Annotated in this window: 23 protein-coding genes and 2 pseudogenes; 15 read left to right on the top strand and 10 right to left on the bottom strand. The window is 63.1% G+C overall.

Features of this window, described 5'->3' with window-relative positions; all coding sequences use genetic code 11:
• Positions 1-200: 200 nt before the first annotated feature.
• Positions 201-1,439, top strand: a complete 1,239-nt coding sequence (locus tag HKD46_RS11530) for a multifunctional CCA addition/repair protein (RefSeq protein WP_052815540.1) — start codon at positions 201-203, stop codon at positions 1,437-1,439.
• Positions 1,440-1,540: 101 nt separating this feature from the next.
• Here HKD46_RS11530 and HKD46_RS11525 read toward each other — a convergent pair whose 3' ends face one another.
• Together HKD46_RS11525 and HKD46_RS11520 are read right to left on the bottom strand one after the other, a co-directional pair.
• The gene (locus HKD46_RS11525) at positions 1,541-2,806 is read right to left on the bottom strand and encodes an inorganic phosphate transporter (protein WP_039040595.1); all 1,266 of its coding nucleotides are present in this window, start codon (positions 2,804-2,806) and stop codon (positions 1,541-1,543) included.
• Between the two features lie 25 nt (positions 2,807-2,831).
• Positions 2,832-3,512: a TIGR00153 family protein gene (locus HKD46_RS11520; protein WP_010675736.1), complete on the bottom strand. Its 681-nt coding sequence runs from the start codon at positions 3,510-3,512 to the stop codon at positions 2,832-2,834.
• A gap of 169 nt (positions 3,513-3,681) precedes the next feature.
• Between HKD46_RS11520 and HKD46_RS11515 the strand changes: the two genes are divergently transcribed.
• Entirely contained in the window at positions 3,682-4,635 is a 954-nt protein-coding gene (locus HKD46_RS11515) for an inorganic triphosphatase (protein ID WP_171865438.1), read from the top strand.
• Positions 4,636-4,712: 77 nt separating this feature from the next.
• Here the strand turns inward: HKD46_RS11515 and HKD46_RS11510 are convergent, their stop codons facing one another.
• From HKD46_RS11510 to hslR, 7 genes are all read right to left on the bottom strand, one after another.
• The gene (locus tag HKD46_RS11510) at positions 4,713-5,183 is read right to left on the bottom strand and encodes a glycine zipper 2TM domain-containing protein (protein ID WP_010675734.1); all 471 of its coding nucleotides are present in this window, start codon (positions 5,181-5,183) and stop codon (positions 4,713-4,715) included.
• 131 nt (positions 5,184-5,314) lie between these two features.
• On the bottom strand, positions 5,315-5,767 hold the full coding sequence (locus tag HKD46_RS11505) for an N-acetyltransferase (protein ID WP_103858234.1): 453 nt from the start codon (positions 5,765-5,767) through the stop codon (positions 5,315-5,317).
• Between the two features lie 137 nt (positions 5,768-5,904).
• Positions 5,905-7,707 (bottom strand): aminopeptidase P family protein, encoded by a 1,803-nt coding sequence (locus HKD46_RS11500; RefSeq protein WP_041213951.1) that lies wholly within the window; start codon positions 7,705-7,707, stop codon positions 5,905-5,907.
• A 33-nt stretch (positions 7,708-7,740) separates the two neighbouring features.
• A complete protein-coding gene (locus tag HKD46_RS11495) occupies positions 7,741-8,406 on the bottom strand; it encodes a GntR family transcriptional regulator (protein WP_103858235.1) in 666 nt (221 codons plus the stop codon).
• Between the two features lie 173 nt (positions 8,407-8,579).
• Complete coding sequence (gene pckA / locus HKD46_RS11490) at positions 8,580-10,205, bottom strand: phosphoenolpyruvate carboxykinase (ATP) (protein WP_069784268.1); 1,626 nt, start codon at positions 10,203-10,205, stop codon at positions 8,580-8,582.
• 149 nt (positions 10,206-10,354) lie between these two features.
• Entirely contained in the window at positions 10,355-11,239 is an 885-nt protein-coding gene (gene hslO, locus HKD46_RS11485; RefSeq protein WP_010675729.1) for an Hsp33 family molecular chaperone HslO, read from the bottom strand.
• A 104-nt stretch (positions 11,240-11,343) separates the two neighbouring features.
• Positions 11,344-11,742: a ribosome-associated heat shock protein Hsp15 gene (hslR, locus tag HKD46_RS11480; protein WP_010675728.1), complete on the bottom strand. Its 399-nt coding sequence runs from the start codon at positions 11,740-11,742 to the stop codon at positions 11,344-11,346.
• Between the two features lie 216 nt (positions 11,743-11,958).
• On the opposite strand from hslR, the gene exeC reads away from it, so the two are divergent.
• The 13 genes and pseudogenes from exeC to exeN all read left to right on the top strand — a co-directional run bounded on the left by exeC (position 11,959) and on the right by exeN (position 23,703).
• The gene (gene exeC / locus HKD46_RS11475; RefSeq protein ID WP_270835689.1) at positions 11,959-12,807 is read left to right on the top strand and encodes a GspC family type II secretion system variant ExeC; all 849 of its coding nucleotides are present in this window, start codon (positions 11,959-11,961) and stop codon (positions 12,805-12,807) included.
• Between the two features lie 21 nt (positions 12,808-12,828).
• The gene (gene exeD / locus HKD46_RS11470; RefSeq protein WP_010675726.1) at positions 12,829-14,883 is read left to right on the top strand and encodes a GspD family T2SS secretin variant ExeD; all 2,055 of its coding nucleotides are present in this window, start codon (positions 12,829-12,831) and stop codon (positions 14,881-14,883) included.
• On the top strand, positions 14,883-16,388 hold the full coding sequence (exeE, locus tag HKD46_RS11465; protein WP_042014784.1) for a GspE family T2SS ATPase variant ExeE: 1,506 nt from the start codon (positions 14,883-14,885) through the stop codon (positions 16,386-16,388). The genes exeD and exeE overlap by 1 nt, the downstream gene beginning before the upstream one ends.
• A gap of 1 nt (position 16,389) precedes the next feature.
• Positions 16,390-17,610, top strand: a complete 1,221-nt coding sequence (exeF, locus tag HKD46_RS11460; RefSeq protein WP_039040588.1) for a GspF family T2SS innner membrane protein variant ExeF — start codon at positions 16,390-16,392, stop codon at positions 17,608-17,610.
• Positions 17,611-17,799: 189 nt separating this feature from the next.
• Positions 17,800-18,231, top strand: coding sequence for a GspG family T2SS major pseudopilin variant ExeG (gene exeG / locus HKD46_RS11455; RefSeq protein ID WP_010675723.1), 432 nt, complete (start codon positions 17,800-17,802; stop codon positions 18,229-18,231).
• Positions 18,232-18,278: 47 nt separating this feature from the next.
• A complete protein-coding gene (gene exeH / locus HKD46_RS11450) occupies positions 18,279-18,842 on the top strand; it encodes a GspH family T2SS minor pseudopilin variant ExeH (RefSeq protein ID WP_103243748.1) in 564 nt (187 codons plus the stop codon).
• A gap of 65 nt (positions 18,843-18,907) precedes the next feature.
• Entirely contained in the window at positions 18,908-19,261 is a 354-nt protein-coding gene (gene exeI / locus HKD46_RS11445; protein WP_257713654.1) for a GspI family T2SS minor pseudopilin variant ExeI, read from the top strand.
• 44 nt (positions 19,262-19,305) lie between these two features.
• Positions 19,306-19,947, top strand: a complete 642-nt coding sequence (exeJ, locus tag HKD46_RS11440) for a GspJ family T2SS minor pseudopilin variant ExeJ (RefSeq protein WP_049636114.1) — start codon at positions 19,306-19,308, stop codon at positions 19,945-19,947.
• Between the two features lie 125 nt (positions 19,948-20,072).
• Positions 20,073-20,147: pseudogene (locus HKD46_RS11435) on the top strand (type II secretion system protein GspJ); the annotation flags it as partial.
• On the top strand, positions 20,137-21,162 hold the full coding sequence (gene exeK / locus HKD46_RS11430) for a GspK family T2SS minor pseudopilin variant ExeK (RefSeq protein WP_103243747.1): 1,026 nt from the start codon (positions 20,137-20,139) through the stop codon (positions 21,160-21,162). The pseudogene HKD46_RS11435 and the gene exeK, both read left to right, overlap by 11 nt.
• A gap of 113 nt (positions 21,163-21,275) precedes the next feature.
• Positions 21,276-22,460, top strand: coding sequence for a GspL family type II secretion system protein ExeL (gene exeL, locus HKD46_RS11425; protein ID WP_103243746.1), 1,185 nt, complete (start codon positions 21,276-21,278; stop codon positions 22,458-22,460).
• Entirely contained in the window at positions 22,457-22,948 is a 492-nt protein-coding gene (exeM, locus tag HKD46_RS11420) for a GspM family type II secretion system protein ExeM (protein WP_103243745.1), read from the top strand. Before exeL ends, exeM begins: the two co-directional genes overlap by 4 nt.
• Positions 22,945-23,703 (top strand): GspN family type II secretion system protein ExeN, encoded by a 759-nt coding sequence (gene exeN / locus HKD46_RS11415; protein WP_103243744.1) that lies wholly within the window; start codon positions 22,945-22,947, stop codon positions 23,701-23,703. Before exeM ends, exeN begins: the two co-directional genes overlap by 4 nt.
• 48 nt (positions 23,704-23,751) lie before the next feature.
• Here exeN and HKD46_RS11410 read toward each other — a convergent pair.
• Positions 23,752-24,390: pseudogene (locus HKD46_RS11410) on the bottom strand (LuxR C-terminal-related transcriptional regulator); the annotation flags it as partial.
• Positions 24,391-24,518: the final 128 nt, after the last annotated feature.

The following is a 24,518-nucleotide window of genomic DNA, read 5'->3' as shown; positions in this document are numbered from 1 at the left end:
GGTTAAAGCCTCCCAAAAGGGATGTCAAAGACCCGGATACCATAAGGGGAGCTGGCTCGAACCACGGGCTGACTCACCCAGGACGATAGCGGGAAGTGGCCGCCCGGCCGAGTGATGGCGAGCCCGGTGCAGCGGGGGCACATCGTCTCTCTTGGCCAAAAGCGGTATCATCGGGGCAAGTTTATCGAGGGAGAGTGCGCGTGCAGATTTATCTGGTAGGAGGGGCGGTACGGGATCGCCTGTTGGGACTGCCCCAGGGTGACAGGGATCACCTGGTGGTCGGTGCCACGGTGGAGCAGATGCTGGGTCTCGGATTCACCCAGGTGGGCCGAGACTTTCCGGTCTTTCTCCACCCCAAAACCCAGCAGGAGTACGCCCTGGCGCGCACCGAGCGCAAGCAGGGGCAGGGTTACACCGGCTTCGTCTGCCATGCCGCCCCCGAGGTGACACTGGAGCAGGATCTGCTGCGCCGGGATCTCACCATCAACGCCATCGCCGAAGATGAGGACGGGCAACTGCACGATCCCTACGGCGGCGTGCAGGATCTGGAGGCGCGGTTGCTGCGCCATGTCTCACCGGCTTTTGCCGAGGATCCCCTGCGCATCCTGCGGGTGGCGCGCTTCGCCGCCCGTTTCCATGCCCAGGGGTTCGTGGTGGCCCCCGAGACGCTGGGGCTGATGCGCGAGATGACGGAGGCTGGAGAGCTGGCCCACCTGACCCCGGAGCGGGTCTGGAAGGAACTGGAAAAAGTGCTGCTGGGGCCGACACCCCAGATCTTCTTCGAGGTGCTGCGCGAATGCGGCGCACTCAAGGCGCTCTTCCCCGAGCTCGATGCCCTGTTCGGTGTGCCGGCCCCTGCCAGATGGCACCCGGAGATCGACACCGGCATCCACACCATGATGGTGCTGGCGCAGGCATGTCGTCTCTCCCCCGAACTGACCGTGCGCTTCGCGTCCCTCTGCCACGACTTTGGCAAGGGGCTGACCCCGCCCGCCTTCTGGCCGAGCCATCATGGCCATGGCCAGAAGGGGTTGCCGCTCATTCGCGATTTTTGCGAGCGCTTCCGGGTGCCGAACGAGTGTCGCGATCTGGCACTGCTGGTGAGCGACCTGCACACCCATATCCACATTGCCTTCGAGCTCAAGCCCGCGACCCTGCTCAAGGTATTCGACAAGGCCGATGCCTGGCGCAGACCGGAGCGCTTTGCCCAGCTGCTCGATGCCTGTCGCGCCGACTTCCACGGTCGTACCGGCTTCGAAGAGAAGGTCTACAGTCAGCCGGACTATGTCGCTCAGGCCCTGGAGGCGGCGCAGGCTGTGCCGGTCAAGGAGATAGTGGCGGCCGGCTTCAAAGGGGAGGCAATCCGCGAGCAGCTTGCCAAGCGGCGGCTCGATGCCATCAGCCGGGTGCGCGACGAGTGGACCTTTATCGAGGAGTAAACGCTGCAGCCGATCGACGCTCAATCGACGGCGTGATATGGGCGAAGCATAAAAAAGCCCGGGTCAATGACCCGGGCTTTTTGTCGTGCGGCGTGGGCTGCTCAGGAGAAGCAGGCCTGCAACACGTAGAAGATGGCGATGGCCAGGATGGCGCCCGCGGGCAGGGTGATGACCCAGGAGACCACGATGTTGCGCAGCACGCCCAGGTTCAGGGCCGCGATGCCCCGTGCCAGACCGACGCCCATGACGGCACCGACCAGGGTCTGGGTGGTGGAGATGGGCAGACCGGTGCCGGAGGCGATCACCACGGTGGCTGCGGTGGCCAGCTGGGCTGCGAAGCCACGGCTCGGGGTCAGGTGGGTGATGCCGGTGCCGACGGTCGCCATCACCTTCTCGCCCATGGTGGCCAGGCCGATGACGATGCCGATGCCGCCAAGGGGCAGGATCCACCAGGCGATGTGGGAGCTGCCGCCGATCTCGCCGCCGGCCGCCACGATGGAGGCGACTGCAGAGAGTGGACCGATGGCGTTGGCCACGTCGTTGGAGCCATGGGCGAAGGCCATGGCGCAGGCGGTGATGATCATCAGGATGCCGAACACCTTCTCCACATTGGCGAAGTGCATCTTGCTGTCATCTTTCGGGTTGTACTGCTGGCCGCGGATATAGATCCAGCCGGCAAACGCCACCGCGATAGAGATGGCGACGGAGAGCAGCGCGCCTTCGCCATTGCTCAGGTGCAGACCGACGTGTGTCAGCCCTTTTTTGATGGTGACCAGGCAGATGACCAGGGACGTCAGGAACATGTAGAAGGGGACATAGCGCTTGGCGTTGTCTAGGGGATTGTCCGTGTTGAAGATGAGCTTCTGCACGCTGATGAACATGAAGTAGGCGATGATGCCCGAGATGGCCGGCGTGACTACCCAGGAGCCGACGATGCCGCCAAACTTGTTCCACTGTACCGCTTCCGGACCGATGCTCACCACGGCGAAGCCCACGATGGCGCCGATGATGGAGTGAGTGGTGGAGACGGGCCAGCCGAAATAGGAGGCCAGGATCAGCCACAGACCCGCAGCCAGCAGGGAGGCGATCATGCCGAGCACCAGCAGATCCGGCGTGTCGGCAAAGGCGTTGCTGTCGATGATGCCGCTGCGGATGGTGGCCGTCACTTCGCCACCGGCCAGATAGGCACCGGCAAATTCAAAGATCATGGCGATGATGATCGCCTGACGGATGGTCAGGGACTTGGTGCCGACCGATGTGCCCATGGCGTTGGCGACGTCGTTCGCACCAATGCCCCAGGCCATCAAAAAGCCGAACAAGGCCGCCACGAGCACCAGGGTGGTGCCGTAATTCGCGATAATGTCCATTAGTAGTGTTTACCCAGTCAGTCGATTACGAACGAGCCAGCATCAATTCCAGACGGGCGCCAACGCGCTCTGCCTGATCAGCCAGGTCACCTACCCATTCGAGGATCTTGTAGAGGAACATAACGTCGATCGGATTGTATTTGTGCTCAACGGCTTGCAGCTGTTGGCGCAGTCCGATCTGCATGGTGTCAGTATCGTCCTCGATGAGATCCAGCTGGTGGATCATCTCGGCAACCATTTCAACTTCACGTCCTTTAAAGCCGGTTTCGAGCAGCTCATCGAGTTCTCCGATGGCTTTTTCGGCTTGGGCGGTCGCATCGATACAGCGTTTGAGATAGGCCATGAAATCGGCGCGCATCTCGGTGGGGAATTCCATCTTGCGGCCAAGCATGCGACCGGAAATATCCTTGGCACGGTTGGCAATCTTGTCCTGCTGGGTCAAGAGCTCCAGCAGATCGGTACGGGCGACCGGCAGGAACAGGCCGCGGGGGAGTTTCAAGCGGATTTCGCGCTTGAGGATGTCCGCTTCTTTTTCCAGCTGGGCGATCTGTTGCCGGATCTTCTCGGCATCTTCCCAGCGGTCTTCAGCGACGGCATCAAAGAAGGGAATGAGCTGTTCGCAGCACACGTGAACCTTGACGATATGCTTCTGCAGCGGCTTGATGGGGGACTTGGCAAAAAGACCCAAAATAGTATTTACTGGCATGGCCAAACCTGTGTCGGTGAAAAAACACTCGATACGATTTTATGAGGGGCGCATGGTAACCGAACTGTGCCATCAATAAAACCGTGAATTAATCGTGAACTGTCGCTGGCATTATATCCTCGCGACTCTGAACATGCCCCCCAAAGTTGCCCGCCAGCCCGGAATGACTATGCAAACTGAGATCGAGATAAAGTTTTTCGTCACCAGCAATATTCAAGAATCCCTCTCCAAGCTTCTGAATTCACTAGAGATTATCTCTTCCAATCAAGCCGCTCTTGGCAACGTCTATTTCGACACGCCCGATCTGGGTTTGCGTGGGCTCGAGATGGGGTTGCGCATTCGTCGCAGCGATGATTTTTCCGAGCAGACCATCAAGTGCCGGGGGCAGGTCGTGGGCGGATTGCACGCCAGACCCGAGTACAACGCCCCGGTGGAGGGAACCATTCCGACCCTGTCTGCCTTTCCTGTCGATATCTGGCCGAGTCTGGCAGTGCGCGATGAACTCCAGAGCCGTCTGGTGGCCCAGTTCAGCACCGATTTCCTGCGCCGCCACTGGCTGATCGCATTCGGAGATGCCGAGATCGAGCTGGCCTGGGATCAGGGGGAGATTGCCGGTGCCCTGGGGCGTACCGGGATCGACGAGCTGGAGCTGGAGCTGAAATCCGGCGATGCCCGCGCGCTGTTCACCCTGGCGAGCAAGCTGGCGGCGCTGGGAGGATTGCGGCTGGGTGCCCAGTCCAAGGCGCAGCGCGGATACAGGCTGGCTGGGCTTGGCAAGCCACTGGCCGTGCAGCCCCTGCAAAGGATTGAGGGTAAAGGTCAGAAGGCCAGCATTACCCTGGGTATGCAGCACTGGCAGTATCATGAGCAGCTCTGGCTCGAGAGTGACGATGCTGGCGAACAACAACGGGCGCTGCATGCCCTGCTCGAGGGGGTATCCCTGGTTGCCGAGGCGGCAGGCACGCTGACGGTGCCACCCTCCTGGCTGGCCGACCTGCAGGCGCAACAGCGTCTGATGATGCAGGTGGCCGGGGATCGTGCATCATTGCATGCCCTGTTCCACCATGCCGACCTGGTGGGCCTGCAGTTGTCCATCGCGGCCTGGCTGCATCTGGGGGAGTGAATCCTCAGTGGTGCAGAGCGCAAAAAGGTGAGCCCGGGCTCACCTTTTTTATGGCAGTTGCACCTTGAGCGGCGCTATCAGTTCACCACGGCCACGTTGATGGTGCCGTTGCCCTGGGTCATGCGGACCCGGGCACCAGGTACAAAGGTGGGGCTGGCCTTTTGTACCACCACGATGGATTCGCCGTTCTCTTTCTTGATCTCGAGCTCGACCCCGTCAACCTGGTTGAGTTTGTCCCCTGCCGCCTTGCCGGCCGCCGCACCCGCAATGGCGCCACCGGCCGCCGCGATGTCACTGCCACGACCGCCGCCTATGGTGCTGCCGAGCAGGCCGCCGACCACGGCACCGCCAATGGTGCCGATCAGGGAGTTCTCATCGGCCTGGATCTTGACGGGGCGGGTGGAGAGGATGGTGCCATAGCTGACGGTCTGTACCTGCTTGGCGCGATCCTTGGTGTAGACATCGCCGGAGTAGACGTCGCTGTTGGCACAGCCGGTGATGGCGGTGGTGGCCGCCAGCAGGGTGACGAGAGCAATACGTTTGAACATGATGGGCCTCCTGGGCGGGCATCGGATTAATCTGGTGATGAATTGCACTTTACGCCAACCAGATTGCGCATTAAACCCGCAAAGTGTAACCAATTATGTGGCCGGAAGACTCCCGTGCCGGTGGTGGATGGTCAGATCAGGGCTTTTTCCAGCAGCAGGCGATCCTCGCCCGGCCCGAAGTAGCCTCTCTCTTCTGCCAACTGCTGATAACCCAGCCTGAAGTAGAGGCGCTGGGCCGGATTGGCGGGATCCACGGTCAGCCTCACCCGGGCAACCTGCAAATGCGCCAGAGCCTGCTCCACCTGCAACATCATTTGCTCGGCCAGGCCGAAGCCGCGCGCTTCGGGACGCACCGCGAGGGAGAGCAGCCAGCCCTGCGACCGATCCTGACCAAGCCCCCCCAGGGCATAGCCCAGCAGCCGGTCTTCCCGCTCCGCGACGACCAGCAGTTCGGGCCACAGATCCATGGCCTGGCGAAAGAAGAAACCGGGGTAGACATCCTCGCCGAAGACATCGGCATCTATCTGCCAGATGGCGTGCATGTCGGTGTGGGTGGCAAGGCGCAATACGGGGGACGAGTGCATCGGGGCTCCTCTCATCGGGTCTCTGCTGCGGGGCAGCCAAAAAGGAGGCACAGGGTAGAAGGGGCGGGGAGTCGATGCAAGGGGGGCATTTGTGGCATGCCGCAGATAAAGAAACAGGGCCCGCAGGCCCTGTGTCATCAGAGGAGGCTGGTCGCCTGCTCCAGCCAGGCGAGATCCTCGCCCTCCAGCAGCGGGCTCAGACGGCGGTAGACCTCCGCATGGTATTCGTTGATCCAGCGGAACTCCGCCGGGCTCAGCAGGCTGCGATCGATGAGGCGGATGTCGAACGGCACATAGGTCAGTCGCTCGAAGCCCAGCATCGTCAGCTCGCCACGGGCTTCCTGCTCGGTCACCACCACCAGGTTTTCACAGCGGATGCCGAAGGCATCTTCCCGGTAGTAGCCCGGCTCGTTGGAGAGCACCATGCCCGGCTGCAGGGCCACCAGGCTGCCCTTGGGGGCGATGCGCTGCGGACCTTCGTGCACGCTGAGGAAGTGGCCGACCCCGTGTCCGGTACCATGGTCGTAGTTGTAACCGGCTTGCCACAGGGGCATGCGGGCCAGCACGTCGAGCTGGATGCCGGCAGTGCCGCGGGGGAAGCGGGCCTGATCCAGGGCAATATGACCCTGCAGCACCCGGGTAAACATGGCCCTGTGCTCGTCAGTCACCTCACCCACTTTGACGGTGCGAGTGATGTCGGTGGTGCCGTCCAGGTACTGGGCGCCGGAGTCCACCAGATAGATGCTGTCCTGGCCGAAGGCGCGCGGGGTACCGTTGGTGTGGCGGTAGTGGCACATGGCGGCGTTGGGGCCGAGTGCCGAGATGGTGTCGAAGCTCGGCTCCACATAGTGCTCCTGCTCGTGGCGGAAGGCTTCCAGCTGGTCGGCCAGGGTGCCTTCGTCCACACCGTCGAACTCGCCGCTGGCGATCAGGCGATCCAGCCAGGCCAGGAAGCGGGTGACGGCAACGCCGTCGCGCAGGTGGGCGGCACGCATGCCGGCCAGCTCCACGGGGTTCTTGCACGCCTTGGGCAGCATGGTGGGATCCTGGCCGGCCACCAGAATGGCGCCCGCCTCTTCCATCACGAGCTGGGTCCAGGCGTTGGCGGTGTTGGGGTCGGCCAGCACCTTCTGCTGATCCTCGCCGATGCGCTGCAACACGTCACCCAGCTTGTCGATGGGGTAGACGGAGACATCCTGCCCCACGTGCTGGCTGAAGGCGAAGCAGTCGATCTTGTCGGTGTCGACGAAGAAATCCATGGTGGCGTTGGCGTAGAGCACCGCAAAGCCCAGCACCACCGGCAGGCGTTCCACGTCGCGACCACGCAGGTTGAGCAGCCAGTTGATGGGCTCGGCCTGGGTCAGCAACACCGCATCCAGCCCGCGCTTGCGCAGATCGCTGGCCAGCATTTCGCGCTTGGCCTGGCTGGACTGGCCCGCCAGCTCCTCGCTGTAGAGGATGACAGGGCTCTTGGTCGGAGCGGGACGATCGCTCCAGTGCAGATCGATGGGGTTCTCGTCGATGCGCACCAGCTCGATGCCGTGATCGGCCAGCACGGCGTTGGCGTTCTGATACCAGGCCAGGCTGTGCAGGCGGGCATCGAAGCCGACCCGGGAGCCTGAGGGCAACTGCTCCGCCAGCCACTGCACGTGGGGGTCTTCATTGAGGTGGAGAAACTCGAACAGCTCGGCCGGCGCCTGCATGCGGGCCTGCACGGTATAACGACCGTCGATGAACAGGGCCGCCCGATGCGCCAGGATGATGGCGAGCCCGGCGGAGCCGTTGAAACCCGTGATCCAGTCCAGCCGCTCGGCATAGGCGGGAATGTACTCCCCCAGATGCTCGTCGTCGTGGGGAACGATGAAGGCGTCCAGCTCCAGCGTGGCCAGTGTGGCCCTGACCTGGGCGACGCGGGTTTCAATAATCTCGAAATGGTTCATGTCGTTATTGCCAGCTTGTGGTGATGTGAGTGTTCATTGATGGTGGCCGCTTGCCAGGATCTGTCTGATCGATTGGCCTGCCGCCTCGATGTGTTGCTTGAGCAGTACCACTGCTTCGTGCTTGCGCCGGGCGCGGCACAGTTCAAGGAGTCGGGCGTGCTCCCGCTCGGCCTTGTCCACGCCGCCCTGGTCGAACAGCAGTTCGAAACGCACATAGCGGTCGCAGCTCAGATTGATCTGGGCGATCAGTTCCAGTGCCTGGGGGCGATTGGCTGCCTGGTAAAGGGTGGCGTGAAAGCGGTGATTCAACTCGGCCCAGTGTTCGATCTGGGTGCCAGACTCCAGCGCCAGATCAAACTGGGCGAGGATGGCTTGCGCCTGGGCGAAGGTCTCCTCCGTCATCAGGTCGACGGCGTGGAACAGGGTATCGGCTTCGAGCAGTGCCCGCAAATAAAAGAGCTCCTCGATGGCCGAGGCATCCAGCATGGTCACCACGGCGCCGCGATGGGCCTCGAACTTCACCAGCCCCTGGGCTTCCAGTTGCATCAGGGCTTCCCGCACCGGGATGCGGCTCACCGCCAGCTCCTTGGCGATGGCGTCCTGGCGCAGGGGGGCGCCCGCTGCAAACTCGCCACGCAATATCCGGCCGCGGAGGTTCTCCATCACCATCTGGGTTCGGGTCTTGTAAGGTGGGGTCATGCTGGGGTCACGGGCAGGTTGCAAAATTGTATATTGTATAAAGTTTGGCTGAATCTAACGCGCAAGGGCCGTCAAGGCAAGGCTTGGCGGGAGCCATATGCCGCGCATCGGCCAAAAAAATACCGGCCAGCAGGGCTGACCGGTACGGGATTGCGAGACGCGAGGCGCGTTTCTTACAACTGCGGGCCCGCCGCGACCAGGCGTTTGCCTTCGTCGTTGTCGGTGAAGCGCTCGAAGTTCTTGATGAAACGCCCGGCCAGATCGGCCGCCTTGGCATCCCACTCGGCCTGGTCGGCATAAGTGTCTCGCGGGTCCAGGATGGCGGGGTTGACGCCCGGCAGCTCGGTCGGCACTTCCAGATTGAACACCGGCAGTACCTTGGTCGGCGCCTTCTCGATGGAACCATCCAGGATGGCGTCGATGATGCCACGGGTATCCTTGATGGAGATCCGCTTGCCTGTGCCGTTCCAGCCGGTGTTGACCAGATAGGCTTCAGCCCCTGCCGCTTCCATCCGTTTCACCAGCTCCTGGCCGTACTTGGTCGGGTGCAGGCTGAGGAAAGCCGCGCCGAAGCAGGAGGAGAAGGTCGGGGTCGGCTCTGTGATGCCGCGCTCGGTACCGGCCAGCTTGGCGGTAAAGCCGGACAGGAAGTGGTACTTGGTCTGCTCCTTGGTCAGCTTGGCGACCGGGGGCAGCACACCGAAGGCGTCTGCGGTCAGGAAGATCACCTTGGTGGCGTGACCCGCCTTGGAGACCGGCTTGACGATGTTGTCGATGTGATAGATGGGGTAGGAGACCCGGGTATTCTCGGTGCGGGAACCGTCGTCGAAGTCGATGGTGCCATCGGCGGCCACGGTCACGTTCTCCAGCAGCGCATCGCGGCGGATGGCGTGGTAGATGTCCGGCTCGGCCTCTTCGGAGAGCTTGATGGTCTTGGCGTAGCAGCCCCCTTCGAAGTTGAACACGCCGTGATCATCCCAGCCGTGCTCGTCATCGCCGATCAGCTGACGCTTGGGATCGGTGGAGAGGGTGGTCTTGCCGGTGCCGGAGAGGCCGAAGAAGATGGCCACGTCCCCATCCTTGCCCACGTTGGCGGAGCAGTGCATGGAGGCGATGCCGCGCAGGGGCAGGAAGTAGTTCATCATGGAGAACATGCCCTTCTTCATCTCGCCACCGTACCAGGTGCCGCCGATGAGTTGCATCTTCTCGGTCATGTTGAAGGCGACGAAGTTCTCGGAGTTGAGACCCTGCTCCTTCCAGTTCGGGTTGGTGCACTTGGCACCGTTCATCACCACGAAGTCCGGTTTGAAGGCCTTCAGCTCCTCTTCGCTCGGGCGGATGAACATGTTCTTCACGAAGTGCGCCTGCCAGGCCACCTCGGTGATGATGCGCACCGCCAGGCGGGTGTCCGGGTTGGCGCCGCAGAAGCCGTCCACCACGAACAGACGCTTGCCGGAGAGCTGTTTGGTGACCAGCCCTTTCAGATGTGACCACACTTCCGGGGTAATCGCCTTGTTATCGTTTTTACCCTGGTCAGACCACCACACAGTATCCTGGGTAGTGGCATCTTTGACGATATATTTATCTTTAGGGGAGCGGCCGGTGAAGATGCCGGTGTTGACGTTGACGGCGCCAAGCTCGGTGACGACGCCACGTTCGAAGCCCTCAAGGTCTGAGCGGGTCTCTTCAGCGAAAAGCTGCTCATAGGAGGGGTTGCGAACGATTTCCTGGCTGTTTTTGATACCGTATTGGTCCAGCTTCAGTTGTTGGGCCAGGGTGGGTTCTACCACGATTGTCATTGTATTCTCCTGGGTTCAGAGGTGTGTAGGGTTCTATCTGACGTTCATGCTACCACCTAGGTGGTAGTTTTTAGCGATCGCCATCAAACTTTATAAAATAGGGTATTTTTTTGTTATTTAAGTTAAAGGCGGGTTTTGCCCGCCTTTGATTAGTGTAACTGGTTTGCATCATTACCGGGAGCCCTGCTGAACAGGGTTTCGATGTCTATCCCGTCGAATTCGTAGTGGGCGCCGCAGTAATCGCAGTGCATGTCGATCTTGCCGAGCTCCTGCACCATGGATACCGCTTCCTCCTTGTCTATCTGCAGCAAGGCCCCTTCGCAACGGGCGCGGGAGCAGGTGCAGCGGAACTCGATGGCCTGGGGATCGAACACCCGTACCTTGTCCTGGTGGTAGAGGCGGTAGAGGATCTCTTCCGCGTCCAGACCGAACAGCTCCTCGTCCTTGATGGTGGTGGTGAGCTGGACCAGGTGGTCGAAATCTTCGCTGTGATCCTCGCTCTGGGCCGGCAGCTCCTGCAGCAGGATGCCCGCCGCACGGGGCTCGCCCTCGTGGTGGCCGGTGCGGATCCAGAGGCGGGTGGCCAGTTGTTCGGACTGGGCGAAGTAGTGCTCCAGACAGGCCGCCAGGGTGTCGGCCTCCAGGGCGATGATGCCCTGATAGCGCTCTCCCTGATCCGGAGTGATGGTGATGACCAGATGACCGTTGCCGATCAGGCTTTGCAGCTTGCCGTCCGTCGGCAATTCCCCTTCATAGCGTGCCACGCCGCGCAATTGCTGGTTGTTGTCGCCGTTGATGACGGCCAGACGCACCGGACCGTCCCCCTGCAGCTGCACCGTGATGGAGCCTTCGAACTTGAGGGTGGCGGTCAGCAGGCTGGTGGCAACCAGCAGCTCGCCCAGCAGGTGCTGCACCTGTACCGGGTAGTTCTGGGCGTCGATGATGTGGCGGTAGGTACGATCCAGCTGGACCAGCTCCCCACGCACTTCGTACTCTTCGAACAGATAGCGATACAGGAGGTCTTGGTTACTCATCATGGTTTCCTAGGATGTTCTTGGGGAAAAATAAACACATTGTTAAACAGGTGGTTAGGAACTAATTCCTCCACCTGTCGTCATAAAGGGGCCACAGACGCGGATTAGGATTGCTTGACCCGGATAAGCTGGCGTCGCTCCTGCTTGTCGGGTCGGCGCTCCGGGCTTGGGGCAAACTGGCTGTTGAAGCGGCGGGCTTCGCTGTTTTCGGCCCGTTTCTTCAGGCTGGCCTCTGTCTCTTCATAGAGTTGCTGGGCCAGCGGGGCGGATTTGCGCTGCTCGCTCACCTCGAGCACCCGCACCTCCCGCTCGTCCTGGCCTTGCCAGAATCGCACCAGGGCGCCGACCTCGACCGCCTTGCCCGGCTTGGTGCGCTGGCCGTTGTAGTGCACCTTGCCGCCGTCGATCTGATCCCGCGCCAGACTGCGGGTCTTGTAAAAGCGGGCGGCCCACAGCCACTTGTCGAGACGGACCTGAGTGCTGCTTTGTGCTGGATTCGACATGGATCGGCTCCGGGATGGCTGAAAAGGTGCCTGATTATACCAGAGGCGGGCCCCGGGATAGAAACAGGGGGCATCCGGGTGTGACGGAAACTGAATTTTCACCCCTTGGTCCCATCCGGTCGGTTGTCTCTGGGTCCATTGCCGTACACAATAGCCAACCGACTTGGATGCCAGACAATTTTGAGAAAGATGACGCTACCGTTCAGGGATGATTTGTTGACTTCCCTTCTGGCTCGCTGCAAGGCCATGCCACTCTCCCGTTTCAGCCAGCCCCTGTTCTGGCTTCTGCTGCTGTTGCTGGCCCAGCAGTGTGCCGTGCTCACCTGGCGCCTGTACGAACTGGCCCAGCCCGCTCCCCTGACCCCCTGGCAACCCTCGGTCACCTCGGTGCAGGGGAGTGGTGGCGATCGCCTCGATCTTGGCAACCTCAGCCGCCTCTCTCTCTTTGGCAAGGCGCTGCAACCCCAGGCGGACAAGGCGGCAGAGACGGTGGCGGTGGATGCCCCGAAAACCCAGCTCAACGCCCAGCTCAACGGGGTGCTGGCAAGCTCGGATCCCGCCAAGTCCATCGCCATCATCGCCCACAACGGGACACAGAACTCTTACGGCATCGGAGACTACATCGACGGTACTCAGGCCAGGATCCGCCAGGTGTTTGCCGATCGGGTCATTATCGCCCGGGACGGCCGTGACGAGACCCTGATGCTGGACGGGGAAGAGTATGGCAAGCCCCTGCCCAAACCGGCCCGCCAGGAGGGACTCTCCTCCGTGCGCAGCGAACTGCTGGGCAACCCGGGCAAGATCACCGATTACCTCAATATTTCTCCGGTCCGGGTGGACGGTCGCATGACCGGCTATCGCCTCAACCCGGGTCGCAATCCGGAACTGTTCAATCAACTCGGACTGGTCGCCAACGATCTGGCGGTCAGCATCAACGGCCTGGATCTGCGTGACAACGCCCAGGCCATGCAGGCGATGCAGCAGGTGGCGGGCGCCACGGAAATGACCGTCACCGTCGAGCGGCAAGGACAGCTCTACGACGTCTATGTCGGCTTGTCAGAATAATGAATTGGAGTAGCACCAAGAATGACAAATAAAGGGAAGGGCTGGCGTCTGGCCACCATGGCGGCAGCCTTGATGATGGCTGGTTCTGCCTGGGCCACCGAGTATTCCGCCAGTTTCAAGAACGCCGACATCGAGGAGTTCATCAACACGGTCGGCAAGAACCTGAACAAAACCATCATCATAGAGCCATCGGTACGCGGCAAGATCAACGTGCGCAGCTATGACCTGCTCAACGAGGATCAGTACTACCAGTTCTTCCTGAGCGTGCTCGACGTTTACGGCTTTGCCGTGGTGCCCATGAACAACGGCGTGCTCAAGGTGGTGCGCTCCAAGGATGCCAAGACCTCGGCCATCCCCGTGGTGGATGACACCAACCCCGGCGTGGGTGACGAGATGGTGACCCGGGTCGTGCCGGTGCGCAATGTCTCGGTCCGTGAACTGGCCCCCCTGCTGCGTCAGCTCAACGACAACGCCGGCGGCGGCAACGTGGTCCACTACGAGCCCTCCAACGTGCTGCTCATCACCGGCCGCGCCGCCGTGGTCAACCGCCTGGTGGAGGTAGTTCGCCGGGTGGACAAGGCGGGGGATCAGGACATGGACGTCATCAAGCTCAAGTTCGCCTCCGCCGGCGAGATGGTGCGGCTGGTGACCAACCTCAACAAGGATGGCAGCAATCAGGGGGCCAACGCCTCGCTGCTGCTCTCCCCCAAGGTGGTGGCCGACGAGCGCACCAACTCCGTGGTCATCAGCGGCGAGCCCAAGGCCCGTGCCCGCATCATCCAGATGGTGCGCCAGCTCGACCGGGATCTGCAGAGCCAGGGCAACACCCGGGTCTTCTACCTGAAATATGGCAAGGCCAAGGATCTGGTGGACGTCCTCAAGGGGGTCAGCTCCAGCATCGCCGCCGACAAGAAGGGCGGGGCGGCTGCCACGGCCACGGGCGGCGCCAGCATCGGCGGCGGCCAGCTCGCCATCTCCGCCGACGAGACCACCAATGCCCTGGTGATCACCGCCCAGCCGGACGTGATGGCCGAGCTGGAGCAGGTCATCGCCAAGCTCGACATTCGCCGTGCCCAGGTGCTGGTGGAGGCCATCATCGTCGAGATATCGGATGGTGACGGCATGAACCTCGGGGTGCAGTGGGCCAACACCAATGGCGGCGGCACCCAGTTCACCGACACCGGTCTGCCCATCGGCTCCCTGGCCATCGCCGCCAAGGATTACAAAGACAACGGCAACACCGACGGCCTGTCATCCCTGGCGGGCAGCTTCAGCGGCATGGCGGCAGGCTTCTATCACGGAGACTGGGCGGCGCTGGTGACGGCGCTCTCCACCAACAGCAAGAACGACATCCTCTCCACCCCGAGCATCGTCACCATGGACAACAAGGAAGCCTCCTTCAACGTCGGTCAGGAAGTGCCGGTGCAGAGCGGCTCCCAGAGCTCCACCACCAGCGATCAGGTGTTCAACACCATAGAGCGCAAGACGGTGGGGACCAAGCTGGTGGTGACGCCCCAGATCAACGAAGGAGATTCCGTGCTGCTCAACATTGAGCAGGAGGTCTCCAGCGTGGCACAGAAGCAGGCGACCGGGACCGCCAACCTGGGCCCCACCTTCGATACCCGCACCGTGAAGAACGCCGTGCTGGTCAAGAGCGGCGAGACAGTGGTGCTGGGTGGCCTGATGGACGAACAGACCCAGGAGCAGATCTCCAAGGTGCCCCTGCTCGGGGACATTCCGGTGCTGGGTTACCTGTTCCGTTCCTCCAAGACCTCCACCGCCAAGCGCAACCTGATGGTCTTCATCCGCCCGACCATATTGCGTGACGCCAATGTCTACTCCGGGGTCTCCAGCAACAAGTACACCCTGTTCAGGGCCGAGCAGCTGAGCCGGGCTGCGGAAGAGGGCTATGCCACCTCGCCGGCTCGCCAGGTGCTGCCCGCCTATGGCCAGGACGTGATGATGTCCCCCGAGGTGCAGCAGCAGATCCAGAGAATGCAGGCCCAGCAGCAGGCGACCGCCACCGGCGTGCGCGCCCAGGTGCAGGAGCAGCCCTTCGTGCAGAGCAAGCCCTGATGGCCGCCTACCAGCTCGATGGCAGCGAGCTGCCGGCTCCCCTGCCGGAACTGCCGTTCGCGTTTGCCCGCAACTTCGGGGCCATCTTGACCGAGCGCCAGGGTGCCCCGGTGCTGCTCTGTCGTCAGGGGATCTCCCCCCAGACCCTGCTGGAGGTGCGCCGGGTGGCGGGCTGTGCCTTCGCGGTGGAGCAGCTTGGCAACGACGAGTTCGAGACGCTCCTGATGGCCCACTATCAGCGTGACTCCTCCGAGGCGCGTCAGCTGATGGAGGATCTCGGCAACGAGATGGACTTCTTTGCCCTGGCCGAAGAGCTGCCCCAGAGCGAGGATCTGCTGGATGCTGACGACGACGCCCCCATCATTCGCCTCATCAATGCCATGTTGAGCGAGGCGATAAAAGAAGAGGCGTCCGACATCCACATCGAGACCTTCGAGCGGGCCCTGGTGATCCGTTTTCGCATCGATGGGGTGCTGCGGGAGATCCTGCGCCCCCATCGCAAACTCGCCTCCTTGCTGGTGTCGCGCATCAAAGTCATGTCGCGCATGGACATCGCCGAGAAGCGGGTGCCCCAGGATGGCCGCATCTCACTGCGCATCGGCGGCCGGGCGGTGGACGTGCGGGTCTCCACCATGCCCTCCAGCTACGGTGAACGGGTGGTATTGCGACTGCTCGACAAGAACAACGTGCGCCTCGAGCTCAAGCAGCTCGGCATGACGCTGGCCAACCGCAACATCATCAGCGAACTCATTCGCAAGCCTCACGGCATCATCCTGGTGACGGGCCCGACCGGTTCGGGCAAGTCCACCACCCTCTATGCGGCCCTCTCGGAGATCAACTCCCGGGATCGCAACATCCTGACCGTCGAAGACCCCATCGAATATGACCTCGAAGGGGTGGGCCAGACCCAGGTCAACAGCAAGGTGGACATGACCTTCGCCCGGGGCCTGCGCGCCATTCTGCGCCAAGACCCGGACGTGGTGATGGTGGGGGAAATCCGTGACCTCGAGACCGCCCAGATCGCGGTGCAGGCATCCCTCACCGGTCACCTGGTGATGTCGACCCTGCACACCAACACCGCCATCGGCGCCATCACCCGGATGCGGGACATGGGGATCGAGCCCTTCCTGCTCTCCTCGTCGCTCCTGGCGGTACTGGCCCAGCGGCTGGTGCGTACTCTCTGCCCGGATTGCCGCGCACCGCACCCTGTCACCGAGCAGGAGCGTGTTGCCATGGGCATCGAGCTTGCGCCGGATCAGCAGATCTGGCGTCCGGTGGGCTGCGAGCAGTGCAACCATACCGGCTATCGCGGCCGGACCGGCATCCACGAGCTGGTGGTGGTGGACGAGGCGGTGCGCGAGGCGATCCACAGCGCCAGCGGCGAGCTCGCCATCGAGCGGCTGATCCGGGGTCATACCCCCAGCATCCGCCGCGACGGCATCGACAAGGTGCTCAAGGGGCAGACCAGCCTCGAAGAGGTGCTGCGCGTGACCCGGGAAGACTGAGATGGCGGCATTTGAATACAAGGCCCTCGACGGCAAGGGGCGCAACAAGAGCGGCGTGCTGGAAGGGGATTCCGCCCGCCAGGTGCGCCAGTTGCTGCGCGAGCAGGGGCTGACCCCCCTCGAGGTGAACGAGACCACCGAGAAGGCCAAGCGGGAGGCGAACCGCTTCGTGCTGTTTCGCCGTGGCGCCTCCACCGCAGAACTGGCCCTCATCACCCGCCAGCTGGCGACCCTGGTGGGGGCCGGTCTCACCATCGAAGAGGCCCTCAAGGCGGTCGCCGAGCAGTGCGAGAAGGCCCACCTGCGCAGCCTGGTGGCGACGGTGCGCAGCAAGGTGGTGGAGGGGTATTCCCTGGCCGATTCGCTGGGGGCCTTCCCCCATGTGTTCGACCAGCTGTTCCGCTCCATGGTGGCGGCCGGCGAGAAGTCCGGTCACCTAGAGAAGGTGCTCAACCGTCTCGCCGATTACACCGAGCAGCGCCAGCACATGCGCACCAAGCTGCTGCAGGCGATGATCTATCCCATCGTCCTCACCCTGGTGGCGGTGGGGGTCATCTCCATACTGCTCACCGCCGTGGTGCCCAAGGTGGTGGCCCAGTTCGAACACATGGGCCAGCAACTGCCGGGCACCACCCGTTTCCTCATCGGCACCAGCGAGCTGTTGCAGCACTACGGCCTCTGGTTCCTGCTGCTCCTTGGTATTGGCGGCCTGATCTGGCGCTGGTGGCTGACCGACGACAAGCGCCGCCGTCGCTGGCACCAGGTGATACTGCGCCTGCCAGTGATCGGTCGGGTCAGCCGCGGTCTCAACACCGCCCGCTTTGCCCGCACCCTGAGCATCCTCAACGCCAGCGCCGTGCCCCTGCTGGAGGGAATGAAGATCGCCGGCGAAGTGCTCTCCAACGACTATGCCCGCATGCGCATCGGTGAGGCCACCGAACGGGTGCGGGAGGGGACCAGCCTGCGCAAGTCGCTGGATGAAACCAGAATTTTTCCGCCCATGATGCTGCACATGATCGCCTCGGGCGAGCAGAGCGGCGAGCTCGACAGCATGCTGGAGCGGGCGGCGGACAACCAGGACAGGGAGTTCGAAACCCAGGTGAACATCGCCCTCGGGGTGTTCGAGCCCATGCTGGTGGTCTCCATGGCCGGGGTGGTGCTGTTTATCGTGATGTCGATCCTGCAGCCGATCCTGGAGCTCAACAACATGGTGAATCTGTGAGGCTGGCGTGCGTGTGACATCGGTCGATCCCGCGGTCAACTCGCTCGAGCTCAACAACATGGTGAATCTGTGAGGGTCGGGTGCCCGAATAGGCTTCGCCATTCGAACCTGCACATTCAATCGAACGATTGTGGTTTAACAGTTAATCGTTGATGGCTCATGCCATCTCATTTCGTTAGGGAGTCAGTCATGCAAAAGCGTCGTCAATCGGGTTTTACCCTGCTGGAAGTGATGGTGGTCATCGTGATCCTGGGGATCCTGGCCAGCCTGGTGGTGCCCAACCTGATGGGCAACAAGGAGAAGGCGGATCAGCAAAAAGCGGTCTCCGACATAGTGGCGCTGGAAAACGCCCTCGACATGTACAAGCTGGACAACAACCGCTACCCCACCACCGAGCAGGGGCTGGATGCCCTGGTCAACAAGCCGACCGCATCCCCTGAGCCGCGCAGCTACCGTGAAGGGGGCTACATCAAGCGCCTGCCGCAGGATCCCTGGGGCAACCAGTACCAGCTGCTGAGCCCGGGCCAGTTCGGCAAGATCGACATCTTCTCCATGGGGATGGACGGCGAAGCCGGGACCGATGACGACATCGGCAACTGGAACCTGAAGGACTTCCAATAAGTGATTCCGCCGCGTCGTGCTCACCGGGCCACCCCGGGGCTGCCTGAATGAAGATGGCCTCTTCGGCCCGTCACCAGGCCGGTTTTACCCTGCTGGAAGTGTTGCTGGTCGCCATGTTGATGGGACTGGTGGCGACCGCCGTCACCCTCAGCATGGGGGGCGCCAGGGGGGATCGGGAGCTGGACAAGCAGGCGCGCCGCTTCATGGCGACCCTGCAGCAGGCCCAGGAGTATTCGGTCATGGATGGCAGGCTGCTGGGGCTGCGGGTCGAGGAGAACGGCTGGCAGTTTATGTCCCGGGATCCCAAGGATCGCAAGTGGCGCGCCCTGACCGGTGACAGGCTGCTGGGGCCGGTGACGTTGCCGGAGGGGATGACCCTGGCGGTGGAGCTGGAAGGTTTCAACTGGCGTACTGCGTCGGATGAACGCCAGGAGCGGGGTCGGGACGAGCGCGAGCGGACACCCCAGATCCTGGTCTTTCCGGGGGGAGAGCTCTCTCCCTTCGTGCTGACCCTGAGCCAGCAGGACGAGGATCTGCACTACCTGCGCACCGTCAGGGGGGACGAGTTCGGTCGTCTCTCCCTGCTGCAGGATGAAGAGGAAGAAGAGTGAGGAGCGCCAGGCCCGCAGGGGGCGTTCTAGCGCGTCGCACCGCTCTGTCGGGCGGACACGCCCGGGTGCGCGGCATGACGCTGCTGGAGGTGATGGTGGCCCTGGCTGTGTTTGCCATCGCCGGGCTGGCGGTGATGAAGACCGCGAGCGAACACCTGGCCGGCCTCAATTATCTGGAGCAGAAGACCCTGGCGACCTGGGTGGTGGAGAATCAGCTGGTGCAGCAGAAGCTCGAAGGCAAGTGGCCGGGAGACAGCTGGGTGGAAGGGGACGAGGAGATGGCCGGGCAGACCTGGTACTGGCGCTATCGCGGCGTCGCCACGGCGGACAGCAACTTCAGGGCGCTGGACATGGAAGTGCGCACCGCGCCCAAGGCCGACAGCCCGGTGGCCATGATCCGGACCTATCTCAGCCGATGAACATTCATCAACGTGCGTCCATGATCCGGAGCCGGTGTCAGCCGATGATCCAGAGCAACACCCGCCCATCGCACCACCGCGGCTTTACCCTGCTTGAGATGCTGGTGGCCATCGCCATCTTCGCCACCCTGAGCCTGGGGGCCTATCAGGTGCTGCAAGGGGTGCTGACCAGCGACGAGGTGGCCAAGCGCAAGGAGGCCCGCCTCTCGGAACTGCAGCTCGCCTTCAGCCTGCTGGAGCGGGACATTACCCAGATGGTGCCGCGCAGCGGTCGCATCGACGGCGAGAACAACAAGGTGCTGCTGGCGGCGTCCCGCTTCGGCCAGCAGAGCGACGACTGGGGCATGGCCTTCATTCGCGGCGGCTGGCTCAATCCGGACGGCATACTGCCGCGCTCCGGCCTGCAACGAGTGGGTTGGCGTCTCAAGGGGCAGACCCTGGAGCGGTTGAGCTACCTCTATCCGGATCCGGCCATTGGCACCGAGCCGCGCATTCAGCCCGTGCTGACCGGCGTGACGGCGCTGCGCCTCTATTTCTACGACAAGGGACAGTGGAAGGAGGAGTGGACCCAGCGCGACCTGCTGCCCTACGGGCTGGCGGTGGAGCTGGAGCTTGAAGACTACGGCACCATCCGCCGCCAGTTCCTGATCGGAGCCGGTGGTCAGAGGGCAGAGAATGGTAACTGATCGTCGTTTTCCCCTGTCTATCACGGAGGATGACGGCACTATTCGACGCCGCCAGTTCCTGATCGGTGCTGGTGGCCAGAGGGCAGAGAATGGTAACTGATCGTCGTTTTCCCCTGTCCGTCACGGAGGATGACGGCACTATTCGACGTCGCCAGTTCCTGATCGGTGCTGGTGGCCAGCGAGCGGACAATGGTAATTAAGCGCGGCCGGGGCCGATCCCGCACTACACTGGGCCGCCAGGGGGGCATGGCCCTGCTGGTGGTGTTGCTCATCCTCGCGGTGATGGTGATCGTCGCCAGCAACATGAGTGGCCGCCTGCAACTGGAGCTGCGCCGCACCGCCAACCTCACCCTGGGCAAGCAGGCCTGGTGGTATGCCATGTCGGCGGAGGCCCTGGTGATCAAGGTGCTGAACCAGGACTTCAAGGACGACCCGGATCGGGTGAGTCTGGGACAGAACTGGGCGCGGGAGGACGGGGTCTTCCCGGTGGAGGATGGCACCCTCTCGGGCCGGGTGCGGGATCTGCAATCCTGCTTCAACCTCAACAGCCTGAGCGTGCCCCTCAAGGAGGGGGAGAACGGCGACGATCTCGATGCCCAGCCTTACCAGTTCAAGGTGTTCCGGGCTCTGCTCGCCCAGCTCGAGGTGGATGATTACGAAGCGGTACAGCTGACGGACGCCATCCGCGACTGGACCGACAAGGATACCCAGCTGGTCTCGAGCAACGGGGCCGAGGATGCCTACTACGAGGGACTCAATCCCCCCTACCTGGTGGCTAACCAGCGGATGCTGGGCACCGACGAATTGCGGGCGGTGCGCGGGGTGAGCGCCAGCCTGTACGCCCGGTTGGCCCCCTATGTGTGCTCCCTGCCCAATGACAAGCTGGTGGTGAACATCAACACCATCCGGCCGGAGCAGGCGGCCCTGCTGGTGGGGCTCTACCAGGGGAAGATCGGGCTGGACGATGCCAAGCGGGTGCTGACCAGCCGCCCCAAGAAGGGGTGGAAGAACAAGCAGGAGATGACGGAGCAGTTGCAGGTTCAGCCGGGTGCCATCACCGGGCTGGATGGCGCCCTGGACATCAAGAGCAGCTTCTTCGAGGCCCGCCTGCTGGCGGAGGTGGGGGAGACCCGCGCCAGGCTTGAGACCGTCTTCCAGCGTGGCAAGGACAACAAGCTGGTGATGCTGCGTCGCCTGAGCGGCGGCGCCGAATAACAAGGGGGCGTGGGGCGGTTTCAGCTGCCCTGCGCATCCCCCGATTGGACTGCAACCCATGGCTGTGCGCCCGCCCCCCTGAGGGAGGAGCGGGCATGGCAGGAGAGACATTAGTGAGCGAGAGTCTGGTCATCCGTCTGGGGACCAATGCGCAGCAGCCAGTGCACTGGCTGGTCTGGTCGGCGCAGGAGCAGGAGATCATCGCCTCCGGCATCCTGGCCTCGGCGCACGCCCTCGGCGAGCTGCAGGAGCGTGCCGGTGGTCGCCCCGTGGTGACCCTGGTGCCCGGCAGCGATCTTATCTTCCGGCGGGTCAATCTGCCGGGCAAATACAGCCGCCAGAGTGCGGCGGCCCTGCCCTATCTGCTGGAGGAGCAGATCGCCTCAGACGTGGACGATCTGCACCTGGTGGTGCTCGGCCATCAGGGCCGCGAGGTGGATCTGATGGCGGTGGACAAGGGGAAGATGCACTCCTGGCTCGGCTGGCTGGAGCAGGCAGGGCTCAAGACCCTGCACCTGCTGCCCGACGTGCTGGCACTGCCGCTCGTCGCCGATGGCTGGTCAGCCCTGCAGCTGGGGGAGGAGTGGCTGGTCCGCCAGGGCCCCCGTCAGGGCATAGTGGCGGAGGAATCCCTGCTGGCCATGCTGCTGGCAGCGCAGACCGAACCCGTCACCCTGCACTGCCATACTCCCATCCCCGCCATGGCGGCGGGCAACTGGCAGGGGGCTGACCCGGAACTGCCCATGCTGTTGCTGGCGAAAGGGGCGCTGACCTGCCAGGCCAACCTGCTGCAGGGGCCCTATCGTCCCCAGACCGAATACGCCCGCTACTGGTTGCAGTGGCGCAAGGTGGCGGTGCTGGCAGGCGTATTGTTGCTGGTGGCCCTGGTGCAGCGCGGTGTGCATCTGCACCAGCTGACGGAACAGGACAAGGCCCTCAAGGCGGAGATCCGGCAGGTCTACACCCGGATCTTCCCGGGGGAGACGCGTATCGTCAACGTGCGCAGCCAGATGACCCAGCACCTCCAGCAGTTGGGGCAGGCTCCCCAGGATGGCGTCCTGTTGCTCCTGACCGAGCTGGCTCCGGTGTTTGCCGAGGTGCCCGGCCTCAAGCCCGAAGTGCTGCGCTTCGATGCTGCCCGGGGCGAGCTGAGGTTGCAGGTGACGGCCCCCGGCTTCACCGAGATCGAACGTTTCCGCGAGCTGGCGGGCAAGCGCTTCGAGGTGCAGCAGGGTGAGGTGCGAAGCACCGAAGGAAAGGTCGAAGGGGCGCTGGTGCTCAAGGGGAGGTCGTCATGATGGACAAACTGCAGAGCTGGTGGCGCGGCATCAGTGCCCGCGAGCAGCGGCTGGTGGCGGTGGGGGGCTGCGTGCTGCTCATCGGGTTCTTCTACTGGGCGATCTGGCAGCCGGTGGCAAATCGCATTGCCGAGCGCGAGCGGCAGGTGGTGAACCAGCAGCAGACCCTGGCCTGGCTCAAGGAGAAGGGACAGGAGGTGCTGGCGATGCAGGGGGGACAGGGGCGCCAGATCGATACCGGCGGTACCCTGGACGGCGTGGTGAACCGCACCGCCTTCAACCAGAAGATCAAGATTGCCCGCTTGCAGCCCCAGGGTCAGGAGCTGCAGGTATGGATAGACACTGTGCCGTTCGATGATCTGCTGATCTGGCTTGCGACCCTCTCGGATCAATACGGCGTCCAGGTGCAGATCATCGAGCTGGCCCGCGAGGGGCTGGCCCCCGGGCTGGTCAAGGTCAGACGTTTGCAGTTGAGTCGTTCCCAATGAAGCGAAAAATAGTGATCGCCAGTCTCTTCCTGCTGGCCTATCTCGGTTTCCTGCTGGCCCAGTTGCCTGCATCCCTGGTGGTGCGCCATCTGCCGCTGCCCCCCAATCTGGTACGGTTGGAGGGGGTGAGCGGCACCCTCTGGAGCGGTCAGGCCGCCCGGGTGCAATATGCCAGCGAGTCCCTCACCCAGTTGCGCTGGGATCTCGATGGCTGGTCTCTGCTGCGGCTGGCGCCCGAGGTGTCGGTGCGCTTTGGCGAGCGCAGCGGACTCAACGGGCAGGGGATCCTGGGTTGGAACGGTGCTGCTTTCGGGCGCGACATCACCCTCAATGCGCCGGCCCTCTGGGTGCTGGAGCGGGTGCCGATGAGACCCCCCTTCCCGTTGACGGCGACGGGTCAGTTGCAGCTCAAGATCGATCAGTTTGCCCAGGGCACTCCCTGGTGCGACAACCTTTACGGGGATCTTCACTGGTATGACGCACAGGCGGACACCCCGGCGGGCAAGCTGGCCCTGGGGGATCCCGAGATCACGCTCACCTGTCTCGACTCCCGGCTGGTGGCCGAGATCAAGCAGGGCTCGGAGGCGGTGCAGGTGCTGGGCAAGCTGGAGTTGCAAGCCAATCGCCAGTACCTGTTCCAGGGCACCCTGAAACCGGGTCCCGAGCTGCCGGACCAGATGAAACAGGGGCTCCCCTTCCTCGGCCAGCCCGATGGGCAGGGGCGCTTCCCGCTGCGTTATCAGGGCCGCATCTGACGGCGTTGCCCATGGTTTGAACCACCCCGCCCCGGCGGGGTGGTGTCGTTATGGGGGCGCGCCGGCTGGCGCCGTGATGAGGTGATTGAGGAAGAAGCTGAATAGCTCGGCCCGGGAATGCAGGTTCAACTTGGCGTAGAGGTGCTTGCGGTGATTCTTCACCGTGCCGCTGCCGATGCCGAGCGCACCGGCAATGGCCTCGGTGTCGAGCCCCTGCAACAGCAATCCCGCCACCTGGCGCTCGCGACGGGTGAGGCTTGCCCCCCCTACGCTGGCGATGGCCTGCTCCACGGTCGCCTTGAGGTCGGTGCCACCCGGTAGCGCCGGGCTCTGGGCCAGCAGGGCGGCCTCCTCCCGCCAGTGCTGGCGGCACAGCGAATGCACCAGCGGGAACAGTGCCTCCAGCCTGGCCAGCTCGTCACGGCTGAGGGAGCTGCGCTTGTCGAGGCGGCCGAGAAACAGCATCAGGGTGAGGCCGCCGCGCACCGGCAGGATCAGCCCCACCTCCTCCTGCCAGCCGGTGGCCTGATAGAAGTGGTGGCGATACTCGGGGTCGAGCCGCCCCCGCGACACCTGCGACAGGGTCCAGACCCCGGCACCCAGCCCCTGCTCCAGCGCCTGCATGAAGGGATCCTGACTGAAGTGGCGGGTGAGGTAGCGGTCGAACAATAGGGCCCGCTGATGATGCCAATGCTGTTCAGATAAGCACATTTTTGACTAATTATTCATAAATGCGACTTGAGTTGGGGGAGCAAGGCTGTTTCCAGTCGATGTTCCTTCAGCCTTTATCCAGCGTGGCTTGCAATAGAAAGAGG

This window comes from Aeromonas sp. TW 6 (assembly GCF_013168745.1).
In the GTDB taxonomy this organism is placed as follows: Bacteria; Pseudomonadota; Gammaproteobacteria; order Enterobacterales; family Aeromonadaceae; genus Aeromonas; species Aeromonas caviae.
The sequence above is the reverse complement of the archived record's forward strand: the minus strand, read 5'-3'. Positions and strand labels throughout refer to the sequence as shown.